This window comes from Pseudoalteromonas sp. T1lg65 (genome assembly GCF_051930985.1).
In the GTDB taxonomy this organism is placed as follows: Bacteria; Pseudomonadota; Gammaproteobacteria; order Enterobacterales; family Alteromonadaceae; genus Pseudoalteromonas.
Map to the genome: position 1 here is coordinate 3,780,523 of NZ_CP196837.1, position 26,291 is coordinate 3,806,813.

Here is a 26,291-nt window from a genome sequence, read left to right on the forward strand (position 1 = left end):
CAAAAAGCGGCTTATCGCCGCTTTTTATTCTTTATATCAAGAGAGATCAATTATCTAGTAAACTGATAAAAAACGCCATTTCTAGCGCTTTTTCATGCAAGGCCTTAAATCGACCCGATGCACCACCATGACCTGCATCCATGTCGGTTTTAAATATCAGCAGGTTTTTATCCGTTTTGTGCTCTCTTAGTTTAGCGACCCACTTCATCGGCTCCCAATATTGCACTTGCGAGTCATGGAGACCTGTCGTCACCAGTATATTCGGGTAAGCTTTTTCCTCTATATTGTCGTAGGGTGAATAAGCTAAAATAGTTTCATAAGTTTGCTGTTCATTTGGATTACCCCATTCATCATATTCATTGGTTGTTAATGGGATAGTCTCATCCAGCATAGTCGTCAGCACATCCAAAAACGGGACATGGCACCCGATCCCTAAATATAGTTCCGGCGCCTGATTAACCACGGCTCCCATCAATAGACCACCAGCACTACCACCTGAGGCAAACACTTTTTCTTTGGCGCCATAGCCCTGCTCAACTAACGCTTTTGTTACATCGACGAAATCATTAAAGGTATTTTCTTTGTATGATTTCTTGCCCTGCTCATACCATTGACGACCAAGCATCGCAGAGCCTCGAATATGTGCAATGACATAAACGAAGCCTCTATCTAGTAAACTTAGAGTATTACTCGAAAAATACGGGTCAATAGTGTAACCATAAGAGCCATAACCATATTGCAATAGTGGGTTTGTACCATCTTTGTTGAATTTATCTTTGCGATAAACGAGTGACACAGGTACATGCTGTCCATCTCTTACTGCGATATGTAAGCGTTCAGAGTGATAGTGTTCAGGTTTAAAGTCACCTAATACCTGCTGCTGCTTCTTTAATGTTTTCTTGCCTGTTCTCAAGTCGAAATCATAGACCGAACTCGGCGTTGTCATACTTGAATAGTGAATACGAATGTTATCAGCGGTCGGCTCTGGGTTTTGACCTACCGAAGCAGAATAGCAAACGTCATCAAAGCTCAAGTGATAGCTCTGTCCATGATAATCGTGAACCACAAACCTAATTTGCCCTAATTCACGTTCTGTGGTTACAAAGTGTGAATTAAACAGCTCTACCCCCTCAAGCAGCACATGCTCACGATGAGCTACCAGCTCTTGCCACTCATCACTGTGAGCAAGCTGAGCCTTGCTAGCTCGAACTATTCGGAAGTTCTGTGCTTGTTTATTGGTCAATAAATAATAATACTCGCCAAGCTTGTCTAAGCTGTATTCATGGCCAATTTCTCTGGGTAATAAAACCGTAAAGTCACCTTCAGGATGGTCAGCATCAAGCCCCAGTTGCTCGCTCGTTTCTGTCGCGGCCAGATAAATAAAGATTTCACTGTCGTCGCGGCTTTTCCCCAACCCCACAAAAAATTGGCTATCTTGCTCTTCATATACCAGCACATCGTCACTCTGGGGGGTTCCGATCACATGGCGATAGACTTGAAAACCGAGTAGCGTCTGCAAATCTTTTTTCACGTAAAAAACGGTTTTATTATCATTGGCCCAGACTAGATCACCTTCGGTGTTTTCGAGTACATCATCTATTAGCGTATTGGTAGTTAAATCCAAAAACTTGATGGTATAAATTCGACGACTATCGGTATCTTCACTATAAGCAATGAGCTGTTCATTGGGACTGACCTCTAAACCGCCAATATCATAATATTCATAGTGCTTTGCGAGTTCATTAACATCAAGCAGCAAGGTTTTATCTTGGAGATCTTCTGTAGAAGCGCGATAGTGCCTTGCATACTCATCATCACCACTGACTTCACTCACATACCAGTAGTTACGGATTTTTACCGGCACCGAACTATCGTCTTTGACGATGCGCCCTTTCATTTCCTCAAACAAAGTGGATTGCAATGACTGATGTGGTTCCATCACCGCGTTACAGTAAGCATTTTCAGCATGTAGATGTGCCAATACTTGCTCGTTTTGGCGCTCATCATCACGCATCCAGTAATAATTATCTATCCGCTCATGCCCATGATGAGTCAACACTTTGGAAATTTTTTTTGCAATAGGTGCTTGAATATCCGTCACGCTGGACTGTCCTTTTTTAAATTGGTTTTTCACCAGTGTACCATAAACGGGAATACGGAAAAGTGCTTGTAATTTACGCAGATTTAGAAGTTAGCTAACGACCTCCAAAACAAAGAAGCCGAGTACTAAAAACTCGGCTTCTTGTATTACATTTCCAAGGTTGAGTTGTTACGCTTGCGCTCGACGCAGCTTAGCTGGAATTGCCCGCTTAAGTACTGGCTTTATTCCTGAAAATGCCTTACCAACATCTGTCATAATGATATACAGAGCGGGAACTAATATCAGCGTGATTAAAGTAGCAAATAACACCGCAAACCCAAGTGAAACCGCCATCGGCACAACAAACTTAGCCTGCAAACTGGATTCAAAGATGATAGGCATCACCCCCACAAACGTGGTAATAGACGTCAATGTGATTGCTCTAAAACGCGCGCACCCCGCTTCAATCACCGCATCTCTGAGCGCAACGCCTTCCTTACGTGCTTGGTTGATATAATCCGTCATAACCAACGAGTCATTGATCACAACCCCCGCTGCCGCGACGAGACCAAACATCGACATGGTGCTCATATCTAGACCAAAAATAAGGTGTCCCCAAAGAGCTCCAACCAGACTAAACGGAATAACCGACATCACAATTAGTGGCTGAGCGTAGCTCTTGAGTGGCACAGCTAATAAGATGTATACCAGCAACATTCCCGCAGCAAAAAATAGTTTTTGCTCATTGGTTTGCGCTTGTTGTTCTTCGACACTGCCGCCAAGCTCAGATCTTACACCAGGAAATTGCTTTAATAACTCAGGCAAGATGTTATCTTTAATGTTTTCAACTACTTTATCTGGCTCAATGGTATCTTCATCGATACTGCCATACACGTAGACCGTACGATAACCGCCTTCACGGCGAATGTAACTCACGCCCGGTTTCTCTGTGAACTCAACAACATCTCCTAGCATAACTTCTTTACCAGTCGGCGTAGTGATAACCGTACGTTTTAACGACGCCAGAGCGCGCCTATCTAACTCTGGGTAGCGCACCATCACTCGTATTTCTTCACCATCGCGGATCACGCGCTGCGCTTCACCACCGTAAAAGCTATTACCCACTTGAATCGCGACAGAAGAAAGCTCAAGTCCAAGCTCATATGCCACGGGTTTTAGGTTCATCTGAATTTCTTTGCTCTGCGGGTCAATACTGGAGCTAATATCAAATAATCCAGGTTGTTCCCGCAGCATAGAAATCAACTGACGACCAGCGGCGTTAAGTACTTCGATATCAGGACCATACAAACGATAACCAAATTCACCTTCGTTGCCACCAGGGTTACCGACATTATCTTGAATAATAATGGATTTAACCCCTGCAATTTCAGGCATTTGTTCACGCCAACGGCGAGAAAGCTCAAATGCGGTAAATGGCCTTAACTCTTCCTCAACTAGCGGTGTTAATACCGTGCCTTTGGTTCGGTCGCCATTGAAAGAGTACACACTTTTGATCATACCTTGACCAAATTCTTGCTCGATTTCTCTATCAACGCGCAAAACCATTTGTTCAATGGCCGCCAATGCCGCGACAGTTTGTTCATCGGAAGCCGTATCATTCAAGGTCAAATTAATCCGTGGATAATCCTCTGGTACCTTAGGAAACGGAATAAAGCGCACTAGATTCGATGTCGTCAAGCTAAAGCTAAACACCAGCATCGCTACAAAGCTAAATAACACCGTCCAACGCCATTCGACACATTTGCTAATCGTACGCTTATAAGGACCATTCACAAAAGCAAAGAAACGCTTGTTAAACGCGGCGCGACGACTATTTGGTCGCATGGGCTTGAACTTGGTGTGAGCAATATGCGCAGGTAGAATCCATTTTGATTCAATCAAACTGAACACCAAACACAATATCACTACGCCAGAAATCGACTTAAAGAATGCACTCTCAGGACCTGTCGACATCATCATTGGCGCGAAAACAGCAATGGTAGTTAACACCCCAAAAGTAGCTGGGGTTGCAACTCGCTTCGCACCTATTACAACGTTTTGTACGCTAGCTCCTTTGCGCTCTATTTCTGAATAAGCCGATTCTCCAATTACGATTGCATCGTCGACCACTATCCCTAGCACCATAATAAAGGCAAATAATGAAACGATGTTGATACTAATACCCAGCACAGGCATCAACATAAAGGCACCGAAGAAGCATACCGGTAAACCGATCATGACCCAAAGTGCTAACTTAAAACGCAAGAACAAAGTCAACATGAGCGCTACCAAAATAGCACCTTGCAGCATGTTACTCTTCATCATTTCGAGTCGCGCATTGAGGTAGTAAGTCATGTCCACAATTGGCTCAATACGAATACCATTTGGTAATTCTTGGTTCTTCTTCTCTAAATATTTATGTACCGCTTCAGCGATAGGCACCATGTTTTGATCTTTGGTCGCTTTTACCGACAGATATACCGCATTGACGCCATCTAATTTAAAGTGAGAGGCACCTTCAGTCAGTCCATCTTTAATCACCGCCACGTCTTGTAGTAATACTTTAGCGCCATTATCTCCCACTTTAACGGGGATATTTCTGAACTCTGTGCCGCGATACTTTTGGTTTTCTACTCGTACCGAAATAATCCCTGACTCGGCCTTTATTTGACCCGCTGAGATATTGGCTGAATAACGACGGATAGCATTGCTGATATCGCCAATTGACAAGTTATAACGACGCAAAGATTCAGGATCAACTTCAATACCAATCTCGTAATTTGGCGTCGCTCTGTCTACGACGGAGATAAGCTCGTTTTCCAGTAATTCATCTTCAATTTTTTTCGCGATTGGCTTCAACTCTTCAATCGGCAAGTCACCCACAAGTGCCATGCTGACTACATCTTGGCGAAATTCAACCTGCTGAATTTGAACTGGCTCCATCGAAGCTGGGAAAGTTGCAATACTATTAACACGAGAGCGAACTTTGTCTTCTACTTCGGTCAAGTCTTCATCTTTGTATATCTCTAACTGTGCACTTGCGCTGCCGCGAGAGGCTCGATAAACACCTTTTTTAATTTCGGTGACATCTTTAAGTGCCTCTTCTATTTTCATCAAGATACTTTCTTCGATTTCTTGAGGAGAAGCGCCGGGGTACACCGCAGAAACGGTGACATAGTTAATTTCTATACTGGGAAACATCTGCCGTTGAATGGTGTTATAACTAATAAAACCCAACACCAAAATAAACACCATCAACAGGTTGGCAGCGACCGTATTATTTGCAAAATAGGCGATGATCCCTTTTTGCGGATTTGCTTCAACTTCACTCATGATCACTCCTTGCGCTTACAGCTTTTCCGGCTGACTGCTTCGCTTCGATGCGTCATCCACACCTGCAACTTTCACTTCCATACCTTGCTGAGGGTATTCTGGCAGTGTCACAACCACTTTGTCTTTTTCACTTAGGCCGTCACCGATCAAGAAGTACTCGCCCTCTTCCCGGATAACTTGGACTTTACGAGGCTCCAACTGATTGTCATTATTCAACAGCCATACAGACTGGTTGTTTACCGCATCCTGTGACAGACGATAAATTTGTTTTAGGGTTTTGCCCGTAAAACTCACTTGCACATAAGTGCCATATTTTAAGACTGGCTGGTCTGAAGTTAAGCCATAGGGGTCTTCAATTCGCACTACTAAATTATTCATGCGCGTTTGTTTATCCACTGTGCCTAAATCTCGATCTACCACGGCATTTCTGGCAAATGCATTTACGCCATTTTGAAAGACTTTGGCAGGAAGACCAGAAACTCGCTCTGGCAAGAATACCGAATCAAACCCAGCAATAGGGATAATGATTTCTGCTGTTTCTATGTTATTTAGTACTGCAACTGAGCTACCAATAGAAACAAACTGGCCCAAACCGACTTGCTTGCTCACAATCAAGGCATTATAAGGCGCTACGATTTCGCAGTTTTCTAGGTCACGTTTGGCGCGCTGAAGCGCTGCTTTGGCAGACTTCACTGATGCCTCGGCACTCATAACCTGCGGTTTGCGTAAGAATAAGTCAGTATGCTTTTTATTTGGGAAGCGTCGTGCTTCATCCTCAGCGACTTCCGCTTGAGCTTTTTCTTCAATAAGTTGCGCTTCCGCTCTTGCGAGCTCGGCTTCGGCTTGCAGTAATGCCGCTTCATAATTATCGGCTTCGATGCGCAGCAATACTTCACCTTTAGAAACCACACCACCTTCAACAAAATTTGGGTGCCAATATTCAACTTCTCCGGACACTTGCACCGACAACTGAGTAGTTTCCAACGGCTTTACTTCGCCGTAACTTTGAATGACCACAGGGTAATCTTGAGCTGCCAATGTCGCAACTTCAACAACGGGACGAGAATCAATATCTTGTTTCTCAGGTTCGCTTTTTGCTACGGCATTTACGGTCATAAAACCCACAATTCCAATACTAAGCACAGCAAAAGGTAAGATCCATTTTAGTAATTTAGCTTGCATGACAACACCTATTGATAATTTTCTGAGCATATAGTAACAAGATTCGGCACGTTTATGATGTGACATTTGTAAGAATCTGTTGTGAATTTAATCAAGTTTACATTGCCAAATTTACAATCTACAACTATCGAGACGAAAAAATACAAAACAAATAATTAGCAATACGCAATAAACAATTAACTTCGCTCAACTTATCTCGAAAAATACTTAATTAATCCTTATTCGGTGACATACCTGAGCAGATTAGGTACAGTGAAATTTTTTATTGATGAGATTACCTGAATGAAAATAACAACTATCAGTATGGCGCTCTCTTTGGCTTTGGCTAGCCAAGTAAGCTTCGCAAAAGAAGAAGAACAAGATAAAGCGACTAAAACCATTGCTGAACTTGTAGAAAACAAAGCAAAAGTGGAAGGGCTATTCCCTCTTTATCAAGACCAAAAGACTGGTGAGTACATGATGTCGATCACGACATCGCAACTAGACACACCGTTTGTCTATTTCACTCATACCGTAGAAGGTGCAATTGATGCTGGGCATGTACGTGGTAGTTACCGTGAAACCAAACTGATTGAATTTAGAAAACATTTCGATCGTATTGATATTATTAGCAAAACCCCTCGTTTTACCTTTGACGAACGTTCTGCACTTAACAAAGCCAGCGAAGCTAACATCAGTGAAGCCGTACTTGCTAGCGTTAAAATCGAAGCTGAAGAAGACGGTTCACTGCTGTTCAAAGCAGACAAATTATTCCTAAGTGAAGATCTACATAAAGTTTCGCCATGGAAAAACCCCAACGATAAGAATGCAGCGAAGCGTTTTGCATTAGGTAAATTAGATGACAAGAAATCTCGCGTTGTTAAACACCGAGCTTACGACAACAATGTCGATGTAGTGGTCGATTATGTATTCAGTAACCCTAATCCTGCTGTTTTTGGCTCAAACTCCATTACTGATCCAAGATTCGTTACCGTAACCGTTCAACATAGCTTTATTGCCCTACCACAAAATGGTTACCAACCAAGATATGATGATGCTCGTGTTGGCTACTTTATTAATCAATTCGATGATATGACCTCTCCGGACTGGGCACCGTATAAAGATGTCATTAAGCGTTGGAATCTAGTCAAGAAAGACCCAAGTGCAGCTATCTCTGAACCTGTAGAGCCAATTGTATGGTGGATAGAAAACACCACCCCAGTTGAATGGCGAGACACCATTCGTGATGCAGTGCTAGCATGGAATACGTCTTTTGAAAAAGTCGGATTCAAAAATGCGATCGTTGTGAAACAACAGCCTGACGATGCAGATTGGGAAGCCGGTGACGTAAACTACAATGTGTTGCGTTGGACATCATCCCCACGTCCTCCTTTTGGCGGCTACGGTCCTGCATTGGCACATCCGTTAACTGGGCAAATCTTAGGCTCAGATATCATGCTTGAATACGTATTTATGCGTAACCGTTGGGTATATGATTCCCTATTTAGCTCTGCACAAGCATCTTTATCAGCGGCAACGAGCCAACCTCTCCATTGCTCATTCGGTCACGAGTTACAAAGTGGTTTAATGACTGCAAGCCTGTCTACGGGCTCAGACATTGAGCAAGTAGAAATCATCAAACAAGGCTTGACCCAACTGATCCTTCACGAAGTTGGTCATACTTTGGGTCTTAATCACAACATGAAATCCTCTATCCTTTGGGATGAAAATGAAGTGCATGATAAGGCCAAAACACAAGGTATCTTGACAGGCTCGGTCATGGATTACGCACCGATCAATCTTGCACCAATAGGAAAACCACAAGGTGATTACTTCCAAACCAAGCCAGGACCATATGATGACTGGGCAATTGAGTACGGCTATAGTCCAGCGCTTAATGACGAAAAAGCTGAGCAAGCAAGATTAGAAAAAATCTTATCTCGTTCTTCTGAGCACAAACTGGCATTTGGTAATGATGCAGATGATATGCGTGCGCCAGGGCGTCATATCGATCCACGCGTGATGATTGGCGATATGTCTTCAGACCCCGTTGCATACGGCGTACAACGCATGGAGTTGATCAATCAAATCTTTACCGAACTCAAAGACAAGACGCTCGTTGAAGGTGAATCTCACCAACAGCTTTGGAATACTGCAAATGTTCTATTCCGCCAATACAGTGGTCAAGCAGGCGTGATTTCTCGTCAAATTGGTGGCGTGTATGTCGAACGCTCGGTGGTAGGTGATGCAGATGGTAAGAAGCCATTCACACCGGTTCCTGCCAAAAAGCAAAAAGCCGCAATGCAAGCGCTGAGCACTATGGTCTTTGCCCCAAGCGTTCTTGACAGTATGCGCCCTCTGTATAATTACATGCAGCAGCAACGTCGTGGCTTTAATCACTTTGGTAAAAATGAAGATCCAAAAGTACATGACATGGTACTAGGCATGCAAAAGTCGGTACTAGACCATATTTTACACGCAAACGTACTACAACGTTTAAGTGATACCGCACTTTACGGAAATGAATATAGCTTACACAGCTTTATGAATGATCTTACCGCTGGTATTTTCACGAAGGAAAAACACACTTCAACACTAAGTCAAAACTTACAAGTGGAGTACGTTTCTCGCTTAATCAGCGTCGCAGGTCTTGATGGCAAAGGTGGTTACGACAACCTAGCTAAGGCAGCAGCACTTTATCAATTACAAAGTATTCTAGATATGAGCACCCCGTGGGGCGCAGAGCAAGCGACTAAAGCACATAAAGCTTATATCGATCGTATGATCAGTAAAGCTCTAGAAGCTTAACCTACTAGAGGGCCGGATCCCGTATTCGGCCCCTCAACCATCTCATCTTCTCATCAATTATTATTATCTGAATCATTCTGCCATTTGCTTACATAAGTAAAACACATTACCTCGCCGAGAAAATAACCAAATTACTATTACCCTTATTAGTAATTAAAGTGTTTGCTTATTTTAAAAATTGCTTGATTTTACAATACATAGAGCACTAAAAGGTAAGAAAGAATACACTTTAGATACCGCACAAATGAAAACAAAAAGTAATATAAATGTTAATATCTATAATAACATAATCTTTTACAAGGTTCTGTTTTATTCCTAACTTGGATGCTGGGTGAACAAAAAGCATCCACATACAACACTCTCAAAAAAGGAATAACAATGAAACCTACTTATTTATTACCTGTACTGGGCCTGTTATCAGGCAGTGTGATGGCCAACGCACCGCTGACAGAAGCACAGATGATGAAATACACCAGCAAAGTAAACAAAGCGGTAATTGGCGAAAAATACGCGCTGAACTTGGCACTGGTTGGCAGCGATGGTCCGGTTAGTGGTCAGCATGTCATTACACAAGAGATATCTCACCCAGGTGCAAGCTACATTAAATTACACTTTAAAAATTTAGACTTATCTGGCGGTGGAAAACTGGTTGTGCGCTCTGATGAAACTAACGAACGCTATGTGTACACAGAGCAAAACATGCGTGCTTCAACGGTTGACACTAAACTTGGCGATGATGGACAAAAGCAGTTTTTCGCGATGTCAGTCTCTGCTGACAAAGCGATTGTAGAATACACGCCAGGTAACGGTAACAAAAAGCAAATTCCAGAAGTCGATTTCTACTACTACGGTACAGAAAATACCAGCTCTGATGACTTTGACGGACTGTCTACTTGTGGTGCCAATGAACGTCGAGATGTGCAATGCTGGGCTAATTCTCACCCAGAAGAATTTGAGCGTTCAAGACCTGTTGCAAGACTTTTGATGAACGGCAGTGGCTTATGTACGGGTTGGCGTGTTGGTTCTGACAACCGCATGTTTACTAATAATCACTGTGTTGAAACTGCGGGTGAACTGTCAAATACTGAGGTATGGTTTAATTACCAAGCGACTTCTTGTAATGGCAGCCAGCGCGAAACCGTTGTCAAAGTGACCGGTAAAGATTTCCTCGCAACTGACTACACACTAGACTATACCCTGTTCACCATTAACGACTTTGAAAAAGCTGCGCCTTTTGGTTACTTCGGGTTAGATGTTAGAAACGCTTCACAGGGCGAACGTATTTACATTCCTCAGCATGGTTCTGGTAATCCTAAAGAGCTTTCTATCGAATCAGATAAAGATGCTGATGGCTTGTGTAGCGTAAACGTAGCATCTGAGTACGGCAGAGGCGCAGACACCGATATCGGTTATTACTGCGACACGATTGGTGGTTCATCTGGCTCACCCGTTATTGCTGCTGCTACCAAAAATGCCATTGCGCTTCACCACTTTGGCGGCTGTACGAACCAAGGCGTTAAGATCAGTCGCATTTGGCCACAGGTATCAAACCACTTCGGCGGTGTAGTGCCAATTGGGGATAATGGCCCAGTTACACCTGACCCGGTAGCTCAATTTAGCTACACATGTAGTGATTTGAGCTGTAGCTTCGATGGTGCGGCATCTTCTTCACCAAACGGCCCTATCTCGGCACATGACTGGAGCTTTGGTGATGGCGCAACGGCTTCAGGCTCGCAAGTCAATCACACGTTCCCAACAGCGGGCACTTATACGGTTGAGTTAAGTGTTACAGACACCGAAAATCGTACAGCTAACACCATGCAAGAGGTGGTTGTCACCACCCAACCAGATGATGAACAATTACAGAAGCGTCAGCCTGTAACTGGGCTTTCTGGTGCTTCTGGCGATGAGCTGTTCTTTTACTACGATGCACCTGAGGGTGTATCACAGGTGACTTTCTATTTGAGCGCAGGTAGCGGTGATGCAGACTTATATGTGCGTAAAGATAGCAAGCCAACAACGGGTAATTGGGACTGTCGTCCATACCGCTATGGCAACTTAGAAACGTGCAAAATGACACAAGGTGGCGGCCGTTATTGGGTCATGATCAGAGGCTATACTTCTTTCTCTGGTGTACAAATCATGGCAGACCACAACAACTAATCTACTCACCATTTCCCTTTGATGTTAAGGGGCGCTAAGCGCCCCTTTTTCATAGTTCATACCAAACATTAAACCAGACACGATTTTCATTTTCGAATAGATCGCTTTCAACTCGACCCAAACCTGTGTCTAACTTCAAATCGCTTAATCCAGCTGGCGCAAACTGTTCAGCCCATCCTAATGACAGTCGCATTTCTATACTCACACCGTAAGTCTGTGCGACAACCTCACTGTCGACCTGATGTTGTCTATAAAACAACTTCGGACTACCAGCTTTGCTGTTAGCACTGGTCGCTACGCCATATCCCAAATATTTTCTACCTGTGGCAAATGAAAACGGCAGCATTGACTCTGTTACCATGTCATAGCGTCGGGTGACTTCATTACTGCTTAGGTTCACCCCGCCCAATGTTAGCCCACCAGATTGCATATAACGACTGTCTACATCCAACCAAATAGGGACTTGCCATAATTTAGCATGTAAATCAGCACCATAACGATAACCTTCCATATCGCCCAACCAGCGTTCTGCTGTTGCGCTTAGTGCCAAGGCCGAAGCATGCGTATCGTAAGACCAAGCACCTTTCCCACCAATCACTCCCCCGTTGTACGTATCGACGCCATTATCTAGCGACACACCTGACAGGTACGGTGTAAATGAGTATTTATCTCCCAACCAACGATATTCCGTCGATAGTTCTAGTGCACTTGTTTCTTTTACCCCCAATAACACCGATTGCTGCTGATCCATCAGATCTATCTCTGCATAGTTCCCGGTGAGCTTAGTCTGCCATTGTCCACTTTTATAGCGAAGCCCCGCATAATATCCCGCGTAATCACCATCAAACACATCCAAATCAGCACCGACTTGCCAAGCGAGTGTTTGCAAGAAGTCTTGCCCTTTAAGACCCACCGATAGGGAATGCACAGAAGCGGAATTAAATTGTTCGGATAATGTCAGCGTACTTGCTTGCTGCAATGGATCGTATGGCGCTGAATGATATTGTTCAGGGAATATTTCTGCCTCAGGCAACTTAGCAGGCAGCGCTGGTTGACGGGCAACTTGCGACGGGTCCGTGCGTGCTGTAACCGCTACCCAATTTAACTCTGTTGCTTCATTAATACGAACCCCTTGTGGTGTGACAAAGCTGTACAACAACCCTTCTGGCTGGGGCAAGATCTGTCTCACGACTAGCTGACGACTTTGCCACTTTGACAACTGCTGCCTTGCAAATTGATAGCGGTAAACTTCTAAATTCCCTTTCACACCCGCGACAAAATAAATTTCCGAACCATCGTCTGACCAAGTTGGCGACGCTAGGAACTGACTCCCTTCTGGCGCTAGTAACTTCTTCACCTGCTCACTTGCGAAGTCGTATACTTCGAGACGCCATGCTTGGTTAAGGTCCTTAGCCACAAAAGCGAGTTGTGAGTGTGTCGGATCCATCACAGGGTGGTCGAACAGCGTACCCAACGATGGCGTAAACAATGGCTGTTGTTCACCGGTGGTAAGGTTAATATCAGCTAAATACGACACTCCATTTTTAGCAACCTCAGCAATCACTGAAGTATCAGACCGAATAGTAAAGCGACGTAAACCAGCTTTTTCGGTGAGCTTAGTTACTTGATCTGTTTCAAGATCCCATTGAAATAAATCATTCACGTATTGCCCATTACCAAGGCGGGTTTTGGCTACAAATAACACATGCTGCTCATCCAACCATTGTGGATGTAAAATACCTCGGTGATTGCTTTCAGGTAAGCTCATCACATGTTTACGAGGAAACACTTCAGGAGCGGTATCGGTAATGTCTTTTGAGTCTGCTTCTAGCAACTTTTCCTGCGCTTCCAAAAAGCGTTCTTTTGCTTTTTCATCTTCGCTTGTTTCATACACTTTTAAGCTGATTTCGTCGTCTTTACTCGACTCAACCACTAAAAACTGCTTTTTATTTGGAGAAAGTTGAACGTCTCTAGCACCGTGATCGAAACGCATCCAAAGTTTGTCTAACTTTGGTGGCTGCTGATATTGTGACTGCATGGCTTTATAGGTGTACTCGGCAACAAAACGCTTGTACAGCGTTGCTGGTGAGTCTCTAAATACACCGCTAAAAGCTTCCTCAAAGTCACGGCTTTTTACCGCCTGCGCACGCGTCCAAACAGCATCTAATGTCTGCGCGCCATAGTTATCTTCTAGCCAAGCTAAAAAACGCACACCAAGTATGTAAGCCATGGAACCTGATAAATAACTATCATCGCCGTTATTTAGCTTGCTGTATGGTAGCAGTGCACCTTGTTGTGCATAGTAGCGTAATATTGCCTCGCTATAATTGTCATGTAAACGTCCCCGTCCGGTGAGTCTCGATTCAAGTAAAGTCGCATAACCTTCCGCTACCCATCGTGGCATTACAGCCATAATTACATCACTAACATCATGTAAATCACGTAGTTTCTGTCGCCATTTATTCCGGCTAGGCTGAGAAAGATGAACCAAATGAATGTATTCGTGCAGAATAAGTAATTGCTGCCAGCTGTCTTGGTTAGAGATCACGGTATCTGATTGTGGCGGAGTCGCAAAAAGCGCCATTAACGGGCTATCCGTACTTGGTAACGCAAACCCATTAGCCATATTCGCCGGATCATAGACCACGACATCAGCAATGGTAGGTAATGCACGCGCTTGTTGCTCAAGTACCTTGCTACGTACGATTTCTAATTCGGTTGAGGCCGAGTGCGCCCACTCTTTTAATTCTGCGGGGTAATGAACACGAAAATTATCCGTTTTTATGGTACGCCATTCCTCGGCGTGCGTCATCACGCTGTATCCAAGCGTGAGCATCAATAATATTCTTTTCATATAGTTAAACTCTTTTTTGCACGGAACCTTTGTAGTATGCAAAATGAGTACATTCAGTGTCAGCTAAGAAGTTGTGCGAAAACGTAAGATAATATTACCGAGGTATTAAAGCATAGAATTTGAGCAACCTAGGGCCTGTTGATCAACAGGCTGTAGTGCAGTGGGCTGGACCAGCCCCACTGTTCAAACATCAGATCCAACGAATCACGGTGACCAATGTATGGCTTTCACCGGGTGCTAATGTCACAGCATCATCCATCACATTCCCGGCCTCTAGGCAAAGCATTCTATGGTATTCCTCGTCCTTAAAATTGCTTAACCGCTTGGATTTTTCAATCCATGGATTCCACAATACACATGAACTTGAACCTTCCCGTTTAACTTCTATAGTGCCTAATGGAGTCGTAATCGTTTGCAATGGCGCAGCCTGCGTGTAGACCATATCGGTTTCGCGAGCAAAGGCAACCACTTCGTGTTGCGTAAATGGCCCTTCTCCAAACTCGATAAACTGTGCACCTTGCAACCCATCAACGGTGGTTTCTTTAATTTCAGAGGTAGGAAAATAGGTATGTAGCGCTTGAGTGAGCGTAAACGTCTCTTTTCCCGTGTTTATGTTGGTGAGTCGTACTTCTAGCTGCTCAGAAAAAACAAACTCCACTTCTAGTTTTGATTGATAAGGCCAATAGTTTTCATCCACCAGCCTCATCGGAAGGGATAGTTTAACGGAGATACCTTGTTCGTTTTCTATAACGTCTTCAGCACGCCAGAGGCATTTTCTGGCAACACCGTGGATTGGCCATTCGGCACGGCCATGGACACCAAACCACGGCCAACAAATAGGAATACCGCCACGAATGGGCTTTCCTTCTTGGTAATCTTCGGCCTCTGAGACCCAGATCAGATTCGTTTTCCCTGCTGGCGTAAACTCGGTTAACTGCGCGCCTTGTAAGAACACTTTAGCTCGACATTTATCACTATTAACCAGAATGTACTCCAGACCCGATTCTGTACGTTCAATTGATACTGACGATGATAGTTCCATTTTTTATCCTATCTAATTAATGGATTACCGTTACCTTACCATTTAGTTGATTAGAGTAAACCGTCTTCTAGATGAAGTATTTGCGACTTAAGCAAGGTATTAACAACGATTATTTATAGCAAGGAGTCTTGTCTCGACACGACATCAAACTCAACAACTAAGTAATTGAACGACAACCTCACCGAGATTAACCTTTAGCTAAACTTTAAACTTACCTACCAATGCTGTTAACTTCGCTGACAACGACTTTATTTTATCGCCATTTTCACTCGTGTTAGCTGCAATATCACTGACACTATCTGCTGAGTTCTTAATATCCACAACATTACGATTGATGTCTTCAGCGACATGCTGCTGCTCCTCCGCGGCTGCTGCAATTTGTGTATTAAGATCACTAATGTTGACGATAGATATGGTGATTTCAGTGAACTGTTGTTGAGCCGAATGGGTTAATTCAACCGTTTTTTCTGTGCGACTGAGGCTACGCTCCATCTCCGATGAAACCCGCTCGGTCATTTTGCGTAGTTTATCGAGCTGCGAAGCAATTTCTTCAGTAGACTCTGAGGTACGCTGAGAAAGCGCACGCACCTCGTCCGCAACCACGGCAAATCCTCGACCATGCTCACCTGCACGCGCCGCTTCAATCGCCGCATTGAGTGCCAGTAAGTTGGTTTGTTCCGCTATGCCGCGGATCACACTGAGGATAGACATGATATTTTCGCTTTCCGTGTCTAGCTGCAAGATATCAGAAGTCGCTTTATTGATAACATCCGCAAGTGAAGCAACACTCGCCACCGTTTCGGTGATAACCGATTGTCCTAGCTCTGACGCGGTTTGTGTTTGCGAAGCCAAATCAGCTGCATTGGCACAACTGGCAGCCACTTCGTTGGCTGTCGCCGCCATTTGGTTAATTGCCGCAGCCGCCATTTCCAATGACTGTTGCTGATGATCGGTAGCGCCTGTTAACTCATTGGCTTGAGATGCGGCACGTTGTGATGCCTCTGAAACTTGCTGAGCACACTGATTAATTTGCTTGACTAAATCAGCAATCAGATTCAAAAACAGGTTAAAGCTGTTGGCCAATTTACCCGTTTCATCTTTCCCACGTATGGTGAGCCTTTGTGTTAGGTCACCCTCCCCTTGAGATATTTCGGTCAAACCATCACTGACTTCTACAATTGGCGCTGAAATAAGTTTTGAAATATAACTGGCGATCGCCACAAATATGGCTATCAAAATGGCGCTGATGGCGATAATACTCAACGTCATCGCATTGGCATTAGCCATGACCTCGCGGCTTTCTACCAAACCGATAAACTTCCAGCCAAGCAGCTTTGAGGTATAAATATTGGCAAAATAACGCACCCCATCTATTTCAACCTCAAACAGTCCCTGCAGATTTTCCGCTAATGTTTGGTAGGTGCCATTGGCCACATCCGTTAATTGTTTAAATCTAAAATCAGGATGCTTTGCATCCACTAACACTTTTCCGGTGTCTTCCACCAGCATCAAGTAACCTGTTTCACCCAATTTGATGCTACTGATGATTTTTGTTAAGCCCTTAAGCGATACATCCATCCCTTGCACACCAACATCTCTGCCATTGATTTGTACTGCTTTAACTGTGGATACAATCACCATATCATCGGGTGCCCAATAATAAGCACTAGTGCGAATGGTTTCCCCCCCACCCGATCGCCCAGTGCGATACCAAGGGCGGGTTCTTGGATCGTATTGTGCTCCTACCTCTCCCTGCGGCCACTGAATATAACCGCCTTCTTCATTTCCCATGTAAATATAGGCAATCCCGGGGTGGGTATTACCAAAATGGTTGAATAGCTCGAATGCGGTTTTCTCAATATCACTACCACTGCGCGAGTCTAACAATGTGGCACTTTGCGTGTTCATGTATGTTTTGACGCTACCTCGTGCTTCTAACACCGCTCCAGAGGAAGCTAAGTAATCAACATTTTTAGCAATTTCAGAAAAGAACAGTTGGATGCCATTATCGACTTGCAATGCTTCTCGATTACTCAGTTCTGAAAAGCTCTCTTTTGCTTGTTGGCGTGTTTGGCTGATAGTGAGAGCAGCAATGATAATCAAAGGGAGTGCAATCGCAGTGGCAAAAGATAACTTTAATTTTTGCGAAATATTCATAGTGCGCATCCTAAGGCCTATTAAAAAAAATATAGTGAGGGGCGCGTCTATGAGCAAGAAATCCAATTTTTTTGTTATCCTGATAGGTTATATTCGCAAGATCGCTGAAAAATTCGGTCTATACTTCAACTGTTCGAGCAAATTCAATCACGCTCACTCAATCAAACACGACGGGAATGTTATGTTCAAAACATCTACTCTCTCACTCAGCCTAGGTTTGGCGCTCGCCTCCAGCTCAGTGCTTGCCAACAATTCAGAGTTATCTGCATTGAAAAAACAACTTGAAGAGCTGCAACAGAAAATAATCCAGCTCGAAAATAAAGAGCAACAGCGTGCTGAGCAACAAAAAAAGCGCGAGGAAAAAGCTAAAAACAAAGCGAAGGTAGCGGCCAAGCCAACACCGCCATCGATTAAAGTTGGTGGAGCAGTCAGAACCAACTTTAGTCATACCTCCTATGACGATGACAATAAAAATCGTGGTGGAGATTTTGACTTTGATATTTTTCGAGTCAATTTTTCGGGCAATGTTGGCGGGTTTGGATTAAACGCAGAAATTCGCTTCTTCGACTACATGTCGGCAATTAAATACGCCTATCTTGATTACGATTTTGCTGATGATTGGCAGGCACAAGTGGGCATGACCAAAGTGCCATTTGGTAATTGGCCTTATAATTCTCATAACTGGTTTTTTAACACCACTTACTACATCGGTTTAGAAGACGATCACGACATGGGCGTGGTGTTTAAACGCAAACTCAGCGATAACTGGCAGCTTGATGTTGGCTTTTTCAAAAACGATGAATTAGGCGGTGTTGATGGTTATGTAGAAGATCGCAGTGATCGTTATTCCTATGATGTCGTTGGTTTTCGTCTAGCTGATGATGGTATCTACGATAATCCAACACAGCCTATTGGCGAATATAACACGTTGGTTGGTCGCTACGCCTATCACTTCGAACATAAAGGTGGGACGACTGAGCTTGGCTTCTCTGGCTTATCAGGTGGCCTACACGATGGTAATGACCGAGCAGGCGACTACTATGCGTGGGCAGTACACCTCAACAGCAACATTGGCCCTTGGAATCTTCAGCTACAGCATGGTGAATACCACTATGACATTGATGAGGTCAATCGTATGGCTGTGGGTGCCTATGCGTTCTACGACACCATCGCGGCCGAAGCCACTATGTCTAATTTTAACGTCGCGTATAGTATGCCGGTGGAGATAGGACCAATAACCGGCCTACAATTTTATAATGACTTTGGCATCATCCATGACAAATCTGACGAGAGTGAAGATACTTGGATGAACGTTACCGGTGTCTCTTTGGCCGCTGGGTCATTCTTCACCTACGTCGACCTTGTTCATGCGAAAAACCAGCCTTTTATTGGCGGCTCTATTGCAGGTGACAGCGACGAAACCGAGCGCCGCTTTAATATCAACTTTGGTTACTACTTCTAAAAAGTTCCCTAACGCATATCCAATAAACAGAAAACCCCAATGCTGGGGTTTTCTTTTGAGCTTTCAATCTCGTTAATTCGCTGACCAACCCAATTCAACAGCGCGCTGTGCGGCAAGTGCCGGGACATCGGTTGCAATAAAGTGCTGATGGAGAATTTGCACCCCAAGAAGGTGATTAATGACCGCATCAAGTTGCACCTTAAGTGCATCATCTGCTTCTGGAGAGTCATGTAATTCAAACAAGGCCAAAACTGCATCGTGATCCAACAGCCCGGCTCGCTCAATTTGCGTTTTTGACAGGTATTTATCTGCTAATTTACGCATCGCTGTCCATTTTTTTTCATCGCTGTGCGCAGGCGGTGCCATAAACGCAAACTTCTCTCTGTTGTAGAGGGTTTCTGGTAACAACCCTTTCATGGCTTCGCGCAAAACATACTTTTCTTTGCGCTGTTTAATTCTATATTGAGGAGGGATGTTGAATGCATACTCTGCCAAATGATGATCTAAAAAAGCAGGGCGTGCTTCCATAGAATTGGCCATATCCACACGATCACCACCCCAAGTTAAAATTTGCCCTTCTAGCATCGTTTTAATCCACACATACTGAGCTTTGTCCAATGGGTGGCGCTCTGCCAACTGTTGTTCATCAAGCGCTTGAGCTATGGCACTGCCCGGATCATAGCTGACCATTTCAGCACGATGTGATTTAGCCAATAACTGGTGTGCAAAGGTGCTACAGGCAAGCCATGGCTGCAAGCAGCTGGGTGTAAAACCTATCACTTTATCCAATGCCGCACTATCATATTGCTCACGAGAGAGCATCGCGCCTTTAAACAACTTATTTGATTGTTCCAGCATCTCCTGCCACTGCTGCTTTTCTTGCGCATCAAGTTCGTCTAAGCCATACAAAAACAGGTCCTTACGAAATGCGGGGTAACCTGCAAACAGTTCATCGGAACCCTCTCCGGTGAGTACCACCTTGTAATTGGCTTGGTTGACTTGTTTACTCATCAAGTACTTAGCAACGCCTAATGTGTTGTAGATAGTTCTTTCTGTGTGCCACAAGGTCTGCTCGAAATGCTGGTAAAGCTCATCACCACTGAGTGACATAATGTGATGGTCAGCTTGAGTTGCCTGTGCCATTTCCTGTGCAATTGGCGTCTCATCATAAGCAGCACTATCGAAGCCAATCGTGAATGCCTTAATAGGATTTTGTGCCGCAGCGGAAGATAGCCCCAAAATAGCACAAGAATCTATGCCACCACTGAGGTAACAGCCAACCGGAACATCCGCAGTAAGACGCAGCTGTACAGCCTCAAGCAGCTTCTCTCTAACACCTTGAATATAGTTTTCTTCAGGTTGGGCATTACGATGCTGCTCGGCTTTGGGGAAATTCACATCCCAATAAGTGTTATCTGAAATATCAAAGCCTTGCTCACTACGTTTGATGCTCACTACATGACCTGGCTTGACCTGCTTTATACCTGAAAATGCAGTACTGCCGGGAACCATGACTTGGATGAGTTGGTGAAACAGGCCTTCACTTGAAAAACTGCGTTCAACATCTGGATGTGCAAACAATACTTTTAATTCTGAACCGAATATCACGCTCTCATTGGTTTGCGTGTAGTAAAGCGGTTTAATACCAAACCTGTCACGCACTAAATGGAGAGTATCTTGCGCTCGGTCATAAAGTGCAAAGGCAAATTCCCCTCTAAGATGCACCAACATTTCTTCTAAACCAAAGCGTTGATATAAATGAATCGCAATCTCTGAGTCACTTTTGCTATTAAAGCGTGCGCCTTGTGCAACTAAATCTGCCCGAATGCGAGCAAAATCATAAAACTCACCATTGTGCGCCAACATTAGCGATTCATCTGCACTACAAAAAGGTTGTTTAGCGCGTCGCTCATTTAAATCAATGATAGATAATCGAGCATGACTAAAACCGACCCCATCGAGTTGATGATATCCAAAACCATCAGGCCCTCGGTGATGCTGAATAGCAGCCATATTTACCAGTAATTGGTCATCTAACTTACGCTCAGGTGAAACTGAAAAAATCCCTGCAATACCACACATAACAACTCCCTAAACAACATCCATAACTGCGCTCGAGCGCTGCACCATGCAGGTTAGCAGAGCTTGACGTAAAAACACCGCACCTCTGGCCTGACTAAAGTACCAGTTGTGTGTTGTATTATCTAAGCTCGTGCATAGTTCTTCGCCTCTCGCTAGCGGATGAAGAATGATGGCTCCTTGCTTCAACGGTGAGCAGCTCGTTAATTTGAAGCTCTTACCATAGGTCTCGTAGCTTTCACCTACCCAAGCTATAGAGTTTATATAAACCACATCCAAGCTTGGTAGACTGGCGTTTAGATCGTGGCTTAATGTGATATTAATACCCACATCCCTTAATTGCGCGAGCTGAGATTCATCGACCGCATCTGCAACGCTGTCGTCATAGATCAGCACGATTTCGTCTACGATTTCCGGAAAATGTACGAACATTTTTAGCAAACTACGTACCGTACGCATTTGGCTAGGCACTCCGACAACGCCAATTTTTATCGGTGAAAAGCCTTCGCTTTCAGGTTGTAGTAGTTGTGGCTGCCATTTAAAAATGGTGTAAAGATCGGCCATCGCTTGAGTCGGATGTTCATCGGTTCCATTACCGGCGTTTATGATAGGAATACGCAACGAACTGATCATTTCTTCAATGGACTCAATTGCTGTATCTCTCAGTACTACGCAGTCACCGTAATTGTTAAACATTTCAGCCACATCTTGCAGTGATTCCCCTTTCGCGATGCCTGTGGACGACCTATCAGTAATTGACATAATATCGCCCCCTAGACGGTGCCACGCACTTTCAAAGGACAGTCGCGTTCTGGTGCTTGGTTCATAAAAAGCGCTGATGAGAATTTTACCTTGCAGTGGTGAACTGTATCTGGCTGGGTTGCTCTCAAACTTAGCTGCCAGCCTGAACAGTTGCACCAACACACTTTTATCTAAATGATCCGCACTGATAATGTGCTTGTTTTCTAGGCAGTGTAATAACTCGCCGTCCTCTTCTATCGCCTTTAACAACGCTTTGGGATGTGCATCCCCATACACATCAGGTTGCGCCCTATCAAACTCTACTTGCTGCGCACTTACCATAACTGCCTCTTTTTATAATCATGAATAAACATTGCGACAAGGACTACTGGACATAAGCAACTGATCAAAATCGCAGACCAAATCAACCATGAAAATGCACTTACAGTGATCATGCTTCCTCCACTTTTGACTTAACTGCCAACTCTTGCCAACGGAACGTTTGCTTACTGACGACCAAAGCCAACAAGCAAACCATTAAAGACACCGCACATGAAATCAGTGCAGCCACATAAAAACCAATAAAGAAATAACTCAATAAGCCACAACTCGTCCCCAGTAACATAGCTAAGCCTGCGGCATTACCTGTGAGTCGAGCAACGTACAAGCCAAACGCAATGGGCCAAATAGTGCTAGCCACAAAAGCTCCTGCAAAATTCAACAATGCACCTAAGGTGGCTAGTTTTGGTAAACAGAGCCCCCAAGTCAGCAGCCCTAAGCCAACAATGATCCATTTGGCACTTTTAAGGCGCTGCTGATCCGTGGAGTCAGGATGAATGTATTGCACGTAAATATCTTGGTTGATCAAATCTGAGGTAGCTGCAAGTAAAGAATCAAGACTGGACGCTAAGGCGGAAAACACTACGATAAATAGAATCACAGACCCCACTTGCCCGACAATATGGCTGGCGACTAATGGCCCCACCATATCAGCACTGGCCGGAAACAAGCCCAAGCTTGGCGCCGCAAGAGCAATGAATCCTGTTACGATTGGGATCGGCAGCCACAGTAACCCTGCGACCAAATAAGCTCTTTTACCAACACCACCTTTGAATGCAAATGCTCTGGACCACCATACATTGCTATGAAATATTTCACCTAAACCAAAAAAGATATTGTTAAACAGGAACATAATTGCGGCAGGAAACAATAGGTTCAGTAACATGGAATGATCTAATGTAAGCTTGGTGTGTATCGCGTCGAGTCCAACATTATTTGTAACGGCTATTGCAATTCCCACCACTCCAGCCAAGATAATGATCGCCTGAATGAAATCTGTGGCAATCACCGCCTTTAGCCCACCAAACAAGGTATAAATTACACACATTAGTAGAATAAGCGACATGCCCAAGTGATAATCTAGACCACTGAGGGTATTCAGTAAGATCCCGCCGGCCATACCCAAACTAACCAACCAACTTAGCGCATACACAAAAGAAATGAGTAAAAATATCCACCAGGAAAAACGTCCGAAGCGAAGCCTAATAAAGTCGCCACTGGTGTAGCCATGAGGTAACAGGGTTTTGATCCGCTGACTGAGCGGCGCAAACAGCAATAGGCCAAATGCTGCGCAGGAATAACCGACCATGCCCCAAACACCAAATTGATAGGTCAGTTGCGGCGCAACTAAGGTGGTGTTACTGGTGACCCAAGTTGCCATCGCGGTAGCACAAGCGAATGCCATCCCGACATTTCTGCCTGCCAAAGCAAATTCATTATGAGTCTTTATCTGCTTACCCAGCCACCAGCCAAAAGCAACCCAGAAAACCGCAAACACCATGGCAATTGTGAGTGCTAAAGAGGCGCTTATCATACTGATTCCCTCTCTGTTTGCTTCATACCTATAACAATCAAAACCGTTAATATGACAAACAACACCGCACCTAGCGCAAACAATATCAGCGCCAAATTCAGATCGTGGTGTTTAACAATGAAGGAAGTCTCTGCTAACGCGTCGCCGCTTTGGTCGATATATTTGACTGAATGCTGCCCATCGCTCAGGCCAGACAGTGTGACCGCGCTCTGTGCTGCGGGTAGGGTGAGAGAAAATGAGTGATTTGAGGTGATATTGGTAACGATAAGCTCTGACCTATCATAGCTAGAAGGCGGCCCTGTGTGCTCAATATGAATGGTTATATAACCGGCACTCGCAACTTCCTCGCTGACGATTAGCTTTGCGGCAGACACACCAAAGCTCATCGCTAGCAAAATTGCCATTGCTAATTGTGTGGTCCAAACACTCACTATCCCTAACATAATCCTGTATCAGTTTTGTGTTAACGACAAAGCTCAGCTGACGGCCAGCCCCATCTTTTGAAATTAGGTCCCATTCACCTTTTTAGTAGTAACAAAGGCTAGCCCAGGATTCAAACATTTCCAGCAGTTAATTCTTATTCACCGCCTTGGTTAATACACATTGATACAATAATTCGGTTCCAGCTTGGACATCGTGCCAATGACTCCATTCATCTGGCGCATGACTTATACCATTGATTGACGGAATAAAGATCAGTCCAGTATCAGTAATATCGGTAAAAAACTGACTGTCATGACCTGCGCCACTTGGCATCACTTGATAATTTAATTTAAGCTTCTGTGCTTGCTGCGCGATAAACTCTACAATTGAGGGGGTACATTTCATTGGTGTAAGCCAACTCACTTGCTCATATTCAAACATCAACTTGTGTTTTCTAGCTATTGCTGACAGCGCTTTTCTACACGATGCGGCCAAATTTTCCATCACCGTTTCGTCCATGTCCCTCGCCACAATGGTGAAGTCAACCTCACCCGCGATAGTATGTGCAAAGCCCGGTTTTAGTTCGGCTTTACCGACGGTAATACGCGTCGTATCCGTACCATCCTCCGCAATAATACGGTTAATTTGATAAGCAAAATCAGCTAACCCCATAAAAGCATCGCTGCGCATTTCCATCGGTGCAGTTCCTGCGTGATCAGCCTTCCCTATTAATTTTACAATCCACTTAAAAACACCCGATATACCCTCGACGACGCCGATTTGTACCCCTGTTTGATCTAGCACTGGGCCTTGCTCGATATGCAGTTCAAAAAAGCTATCAATCAGATTTGGATTTAGCCTCGCACTCAATGCTTCCATAGGCTCCAAACCTTGGCTACGCATGGCATCTGATAGCATGATGCCATCAGGGTCATGACTAGTGAGTATTTGATGTGGGGTGAGCTTTCCCGTTAACGCTTGAGCGCCAATCATACCACCAAAGCGCCCTTCCTCCTCACTGGTGCCAATGACCCAGATAGGCTTGGCTAGCTTTATATTTTGCGCTTTCAACGTTCTTATACACTCTAATCCAGCAATCACACCTAAGGTGCCATCGAACATCCCGCCAGCAGGCACACTGTCCAGGTGCGATCCAATCATCACCGCTGGCGTATCCGGCGCGACATCTTCAGCATGATATTCAATAATCACGTTTCCGACACCGTCCATTCTGGTTATGAACCCTTCCTGCTCAGCTATCGACATCAGCCATTTTCGCGCTGCAAAATCCGCTTCGCTAAAGCCTGGACGATAGATCCCTTTGTCGTCCTCTCGATATCCAAATTTCGATAATTCCATTAAGGTTGATTTTAATCGTTCAATATTAATATCCACTATCCTCTCCATAACATTCCCAATACGGATAGCTTAGTAGAAAACTCGCGAAACGCGGTGACTGTGATAAGCTTTAACATACCAACCGAGCAGCAAGTAGCAGCAACTAGCATGATGCAAAAAACAACACCAAAAGCGGATAAAAAGTCTTTGTTCAATCAATGCTTTTGGCTACACGCGGCGGGTATTATCTTTGTTGGACTGGGCTTTGTTGGTATGGCGCTGCCAGTTATGCCAACGACGGTATTCTTCATCCTTGCTTTAGCCTGCTTTACTCGCTCTTCTCCCAAATTTGCCCAATGGTTGCTCGAGCATCCCAAGTTTGGACCAAGCTTACAAGCTTGGCATCACCATCGAGTTATTCCACGTAAAGGTAAAGTTGGTGCTGCGTTAGGAATGAGCATTGGATTTACATTGTTGTGGCTAAAAAGCCCTTCTGCATGGATATTATTGAGTGTGGCATTGATTGAAATCGTAGTGCTAATTTATATTTTTAGTAAACCATCGGCTGCTCCGATCGACGATACCTCTGATCTAACTTAAGCCTCGTCTCACGCAGTCTGAGAAGAGCTCTTTTTTGTCACTCACGAAAAGTTACAAAATAACTGCACACTATTACTGCCAGCTTCGCTATTTGCTCTTATCATAGTTTCCATACGTTTTAGATGCTCCGCAAAAATGCTTTGAATAAATGCTTTGGAGCCACTAACAGGAAATATA

At 44.3% G+C, this 26,291-nt stretch carries 15 protein-coding genes; 4 read left to right on the forward strand and 11 right to left on the reverse strand.

Features of this window, described 5'->3' with window-relative positions:
• Window positions 1–46: 46 nt before the first annotated feature.
• The 3 genes from ACSLBF_RS16850 to ACSLBF_RS16860 all read right to left on the reverse strand — a co-directional run bounded on the left by ACSLBF_RS16850 (window position 47) and on the right by ACSLBF_RS16860 (window position 6,595).
• Window positions 47–2,134: a S9 family peptidase gene (locus ACSLBF_RS16850; RefSeq protein ID WP_440054493.1), complete on the reverse strand. Its 2,088-nt coding sequence runs from the start codon at window positions 2,132–2,134 to the stop codon at window positions 47–49.
• Between the two features lie 135 nt (window positions 2,135–2,269).
• Window positions 2,270–5,413, reverse strand: coding sequence for an efflux RND transporter permease subunit (locus ACSLBF_RS16855; RefSeq protein WP_440054494.1), 3,144 nt, complete (start codon window positions 5,411–5,413; stop codon window positions 2,270–2,272).
• Between the two features lie 15 nt (window positions 5,414–5,428).
• The gene (locus tag ACSLBF_RS16860) at window positions 5,429–6,595 is read right to left on the reverse strand and encodes an efflux RND transporter periplasmic adaptor subunit (protein ID WP_440054495.1); all 1,167 of its coding nucleotides are present in this window, start codon (window positions 6,593–6,595) and stop codon (window positions 5,429–5,431) included.
• Between the two features lie 282 nt (window positions 6,596–6,877).
• Here ACSLBF_RS16860 and ACSLBF_RS16865 point away from each other — a divergent pair, with 282 nt between their 5' ends.
• Together ACSLBF_RS16865 and ACSLBF_RS16870 are read left to right on the forward strand one after the other, a co-directional pair.
• A complete protein-coding gene (locus tag ACSLBF_RS16865) occupies window positions 6,878–9,382 on the forward strand; it encodes a zinc-dependent metalloprotease (RefSeq protein ID WP_440054496.1) in 2,505 nt (834 codons plus the stop codon).
• A gap of 378 nt (window positions 9,383–9,760) precedes the next feature.
• Window positions 9,761–11,545 (forward strand): PKD domain-containing protein, encoded by a 1,785-nt coding sequence (locus tag ACSLBF_RS16870; RefSeq protein ID WP_440054497.1) that lies wholly within the window; start codon window positions 9,761–9,763, stop codon window positions 11,543–11,545.
• 49 nt (window positions 11,546–11,594) lie between these two features.
• Here the strand turns inward: ACSLBF_RS16870 and ACSLBF_RS16875 are convergent, their stop codons facing one another.
• The 3 genes from ACSLBF_RS16875 to ACSLBF_RS16885 form a co-directional block, all read right to left on the reverse strand.
• Window positions 11,595–14,399 (reverse strand): TolB family protein, encoded by a 2,805-nt coding sequence (locus ACSLBF_RS16875; RefSeq protein WP_440054498.1) that lies wholly within the window; start codon window positions 14,397–14,399, stop codon window positions 11,595–11,597.
• A 190-nt stretch (window positions 14,400–14,589) separates the two neighbouring features.
• Entirely contained in the window at window positions 14,590–15,441 is an 852-nt protein-coding gene (locus tag ACSLBF_RS16880) for a D-hexose-6-phosphate mutarotase (RefSeq protein ID WP_440054499.1), read from the reverse strand.
• Window positions 15,442–15,639: 198 nt separating this feature from the next.
• Complete coding sequence (locus tag ACSLBF_RS16885) at window positions 15,640–17,598, reverse strand: methyl-accepting chemotaxis protein (RefSeq protein ID WP_440054500.1); 1,959 nt, start codon at window positions 17,596–17,598, stop codon at window positions 15,640–15,642.
• 181 nt (window positions 17,599–17,779) lie between these two features.
• Here ACSLBF_RS16885 and ACSLBF_RS16890 point away from each other — a divergent pair, with 181 nt between their 5' ends.
• Window positions 17,780–19,060, forward strand: coding sequence for a porin (locus ACSLBF_RS16890; protein ID WP_440054501.1), 1,281 nt, complete (start codon window positions 17,780–17,782; stop codon window positions 19,058–19,060).
• Window positions 19,061–19,132: 72 nt separating this feature from the next.
• Here the strand turns inward: ACSLBF_RS16890 and asnB are convergent, their stop codons facing one another.
• The 5 genes from asnB to ACSLBF_RS16915 all read right to left on the reverse strand — a co-directional run bounded on the left by asnB (window position 19,133) and on the right by ACSLBF_RS16915 (window position 25,571).
• Window positions 19,133–21,142 (reverse strand): asparagine synthase (glutamine-hydrolyzing), encoded by a 2,010-nt coding sequence (gene asnB / locus ACSLBF_RS16895; RefSeq protein WP_440054502.1) that lies wholly within the window; start codon window positions 21,140–21,142, stop codon window positions 19,133–19,135.
• A gap of 9 nt (window positions 21,143–21,151) precedes the next feature.
• On the reverse strand, window positions 21,152–22,222 hold the full coding sequence (locus tag ACSLBF_RS16900; protein ID WP_440054503.1) for an aspartate/ornithine carbamoyltransferase family protein: 1,071 nt from the start codon (window positions 22,220–22,222) through the stop codon (window positions 21,152–21,154).
• Between the two features lie 109 nt (window positions 22,223–22,331).
• Window positions 22,332–23,753 carry a sodium:solute symporter family protein gene (locus tag ACSLBF_RS16905; protein ID WP_440054504.1) on the reverse strand — a complete coding sequence of 474 codons (1,422 nt, stop codon included), beginning with the start codon at window positions 23,751–23,753 and terminating at the stop codon, window positions 22,332–22,334.
• Window positions 23,750–24,196, reverse strand: coding sequence for a hypothetical protein (locus ACSLBF_RS16910; RefSeq protein ID WP_440054505.1), 447 nt, complete (start codon window positions 24,194–24,196; stop codon window positions 23,750–23,752). Before ACSLBF_RS16910 ends, ACSLBF_RS16905 begins: the two co-directional genes overlap by 4 nt.
• A 127-nt stretch (window positions 24,197–24,323) precedes the next feature.
• The gene (locus tag ACSLBF_RS16915; protein WP_440054506.1) at window positions 24,324–25,571 is read right to left on the reverse strand and encodes a Zn-dependent hydrolase; all 1,248 of its coding nucleotides are present in this window, start codon (window positions 25,569–25,571) and stop codon (window positions 24,324–24,326) included.
• A 111-nt stretch (window positions 25,572–25,682) separates the two neighbouring features.
• Between ACSLBF_RS16915 and ACSLBF_RS16920 the strand changes: the two genes are divergently transcribed.
• Window positions 25,683–26,114, forward strand: coding sequence for a YbaN family protein (locus tag ACSLBF_RS16920; RefSeq protein WP_440054507.1), 432 nt, complete (start codon window positions 25,683–25,685; stop codon window positions 26,112–26,114).
• Window positions 26,115–26,291 lie beyond the last annotated feature (177 nt).

Coding starts and splice junctions, on each gene's coding strand:
- ACSLBF_RS16855 (WP_440054494.1), bottom strand. CDS start 5,413: ATGAGTGAAGTTGAAGCAAATCCGCAAAAAGGGATCATCGCCTATTTT.
- ACSLBF_RS16860 (WP_440054495.1), bottom strand. CDS start 6,595: ATGCAAGCTAAATTACTAAAATGGATCTTACCTTTTGCTGTGCTTAGT.
- ACSLBF_RS16865 (WP_440054496.1), top strand. CDS start 6,878: ATGAAAATAACAACTATCAGTATGGCGCTCTCTTTGGCTTTGGCTAGC.
- ACSLBF_RS16870 (WP_440054497.1), top strand. CDS start 9,761: ATGAAACCTACTTATTTATTACCTGTACTGGGCCTGTTATCAGGCAGT.
- ACSLBF_RS16875 (WP_440054498.1), bottom strand. CDS start 14,399: ATGAAAAGAATATTATTGATGCTCACGCTTGGATACAGCGTGATGACG.
- ACSLBF_RS16880 (WP_440054499.1), bottom strand. CDS start 15,441: ATGGAACTATCATCGTCAGTATCAATTGAACGTACAGAATCGGGTCTG.
- ACSLBF_RS16885 (WP_440054500.1), bottom strand. CDS start 17,598: ATGAATATTTCGCAAAAATTAAAGTTATCTTTTGCCACTGCGATTGCA.
- ACSLBF_RS16890 (WP_440054501.1), top strand. CDS start 17,780: ATGTTCAAAACATCTACTCTCTCACTCAGCCTAGGTTTGGCGCTCGCC.
- asnB (WP_440054502.1), bottom strand. CDS start 21,142: ATGTGTGGTATTGCAGGGATTTTTTCAGTTTCACCTGAGCGTAAGTTA.
- ACSLBF_RS16900 (WP_440054503.1), bottom strand. CDS start 22,222: ATGGTAAGTGCGCAGCAAGTAGAGTTTGATAGGGCGCAACCTGATGTG.
- ACSLBF_RS16905 (WP_440054504.1), bottom strand. CDS start 23,753: ATGATAAGCGCCTCTTTAGCACTCACAATTGCCATGGTGTTTGCGGTT.
- ACSLBF_RS16910 (WP_440054505.1), bottom strand. CDS start 24,196: ATGTTAGGGATAGTGAGTGTTTGGACCACACAATTAGCAATGGCAATT.
- ACSLBF_RS16920 (WP_440054507.1), top strand. CDS start 25,683: ATGATGCAAAAAACAACACCAAAAGCGGATAAAAAGTCTTTGTTCAAT.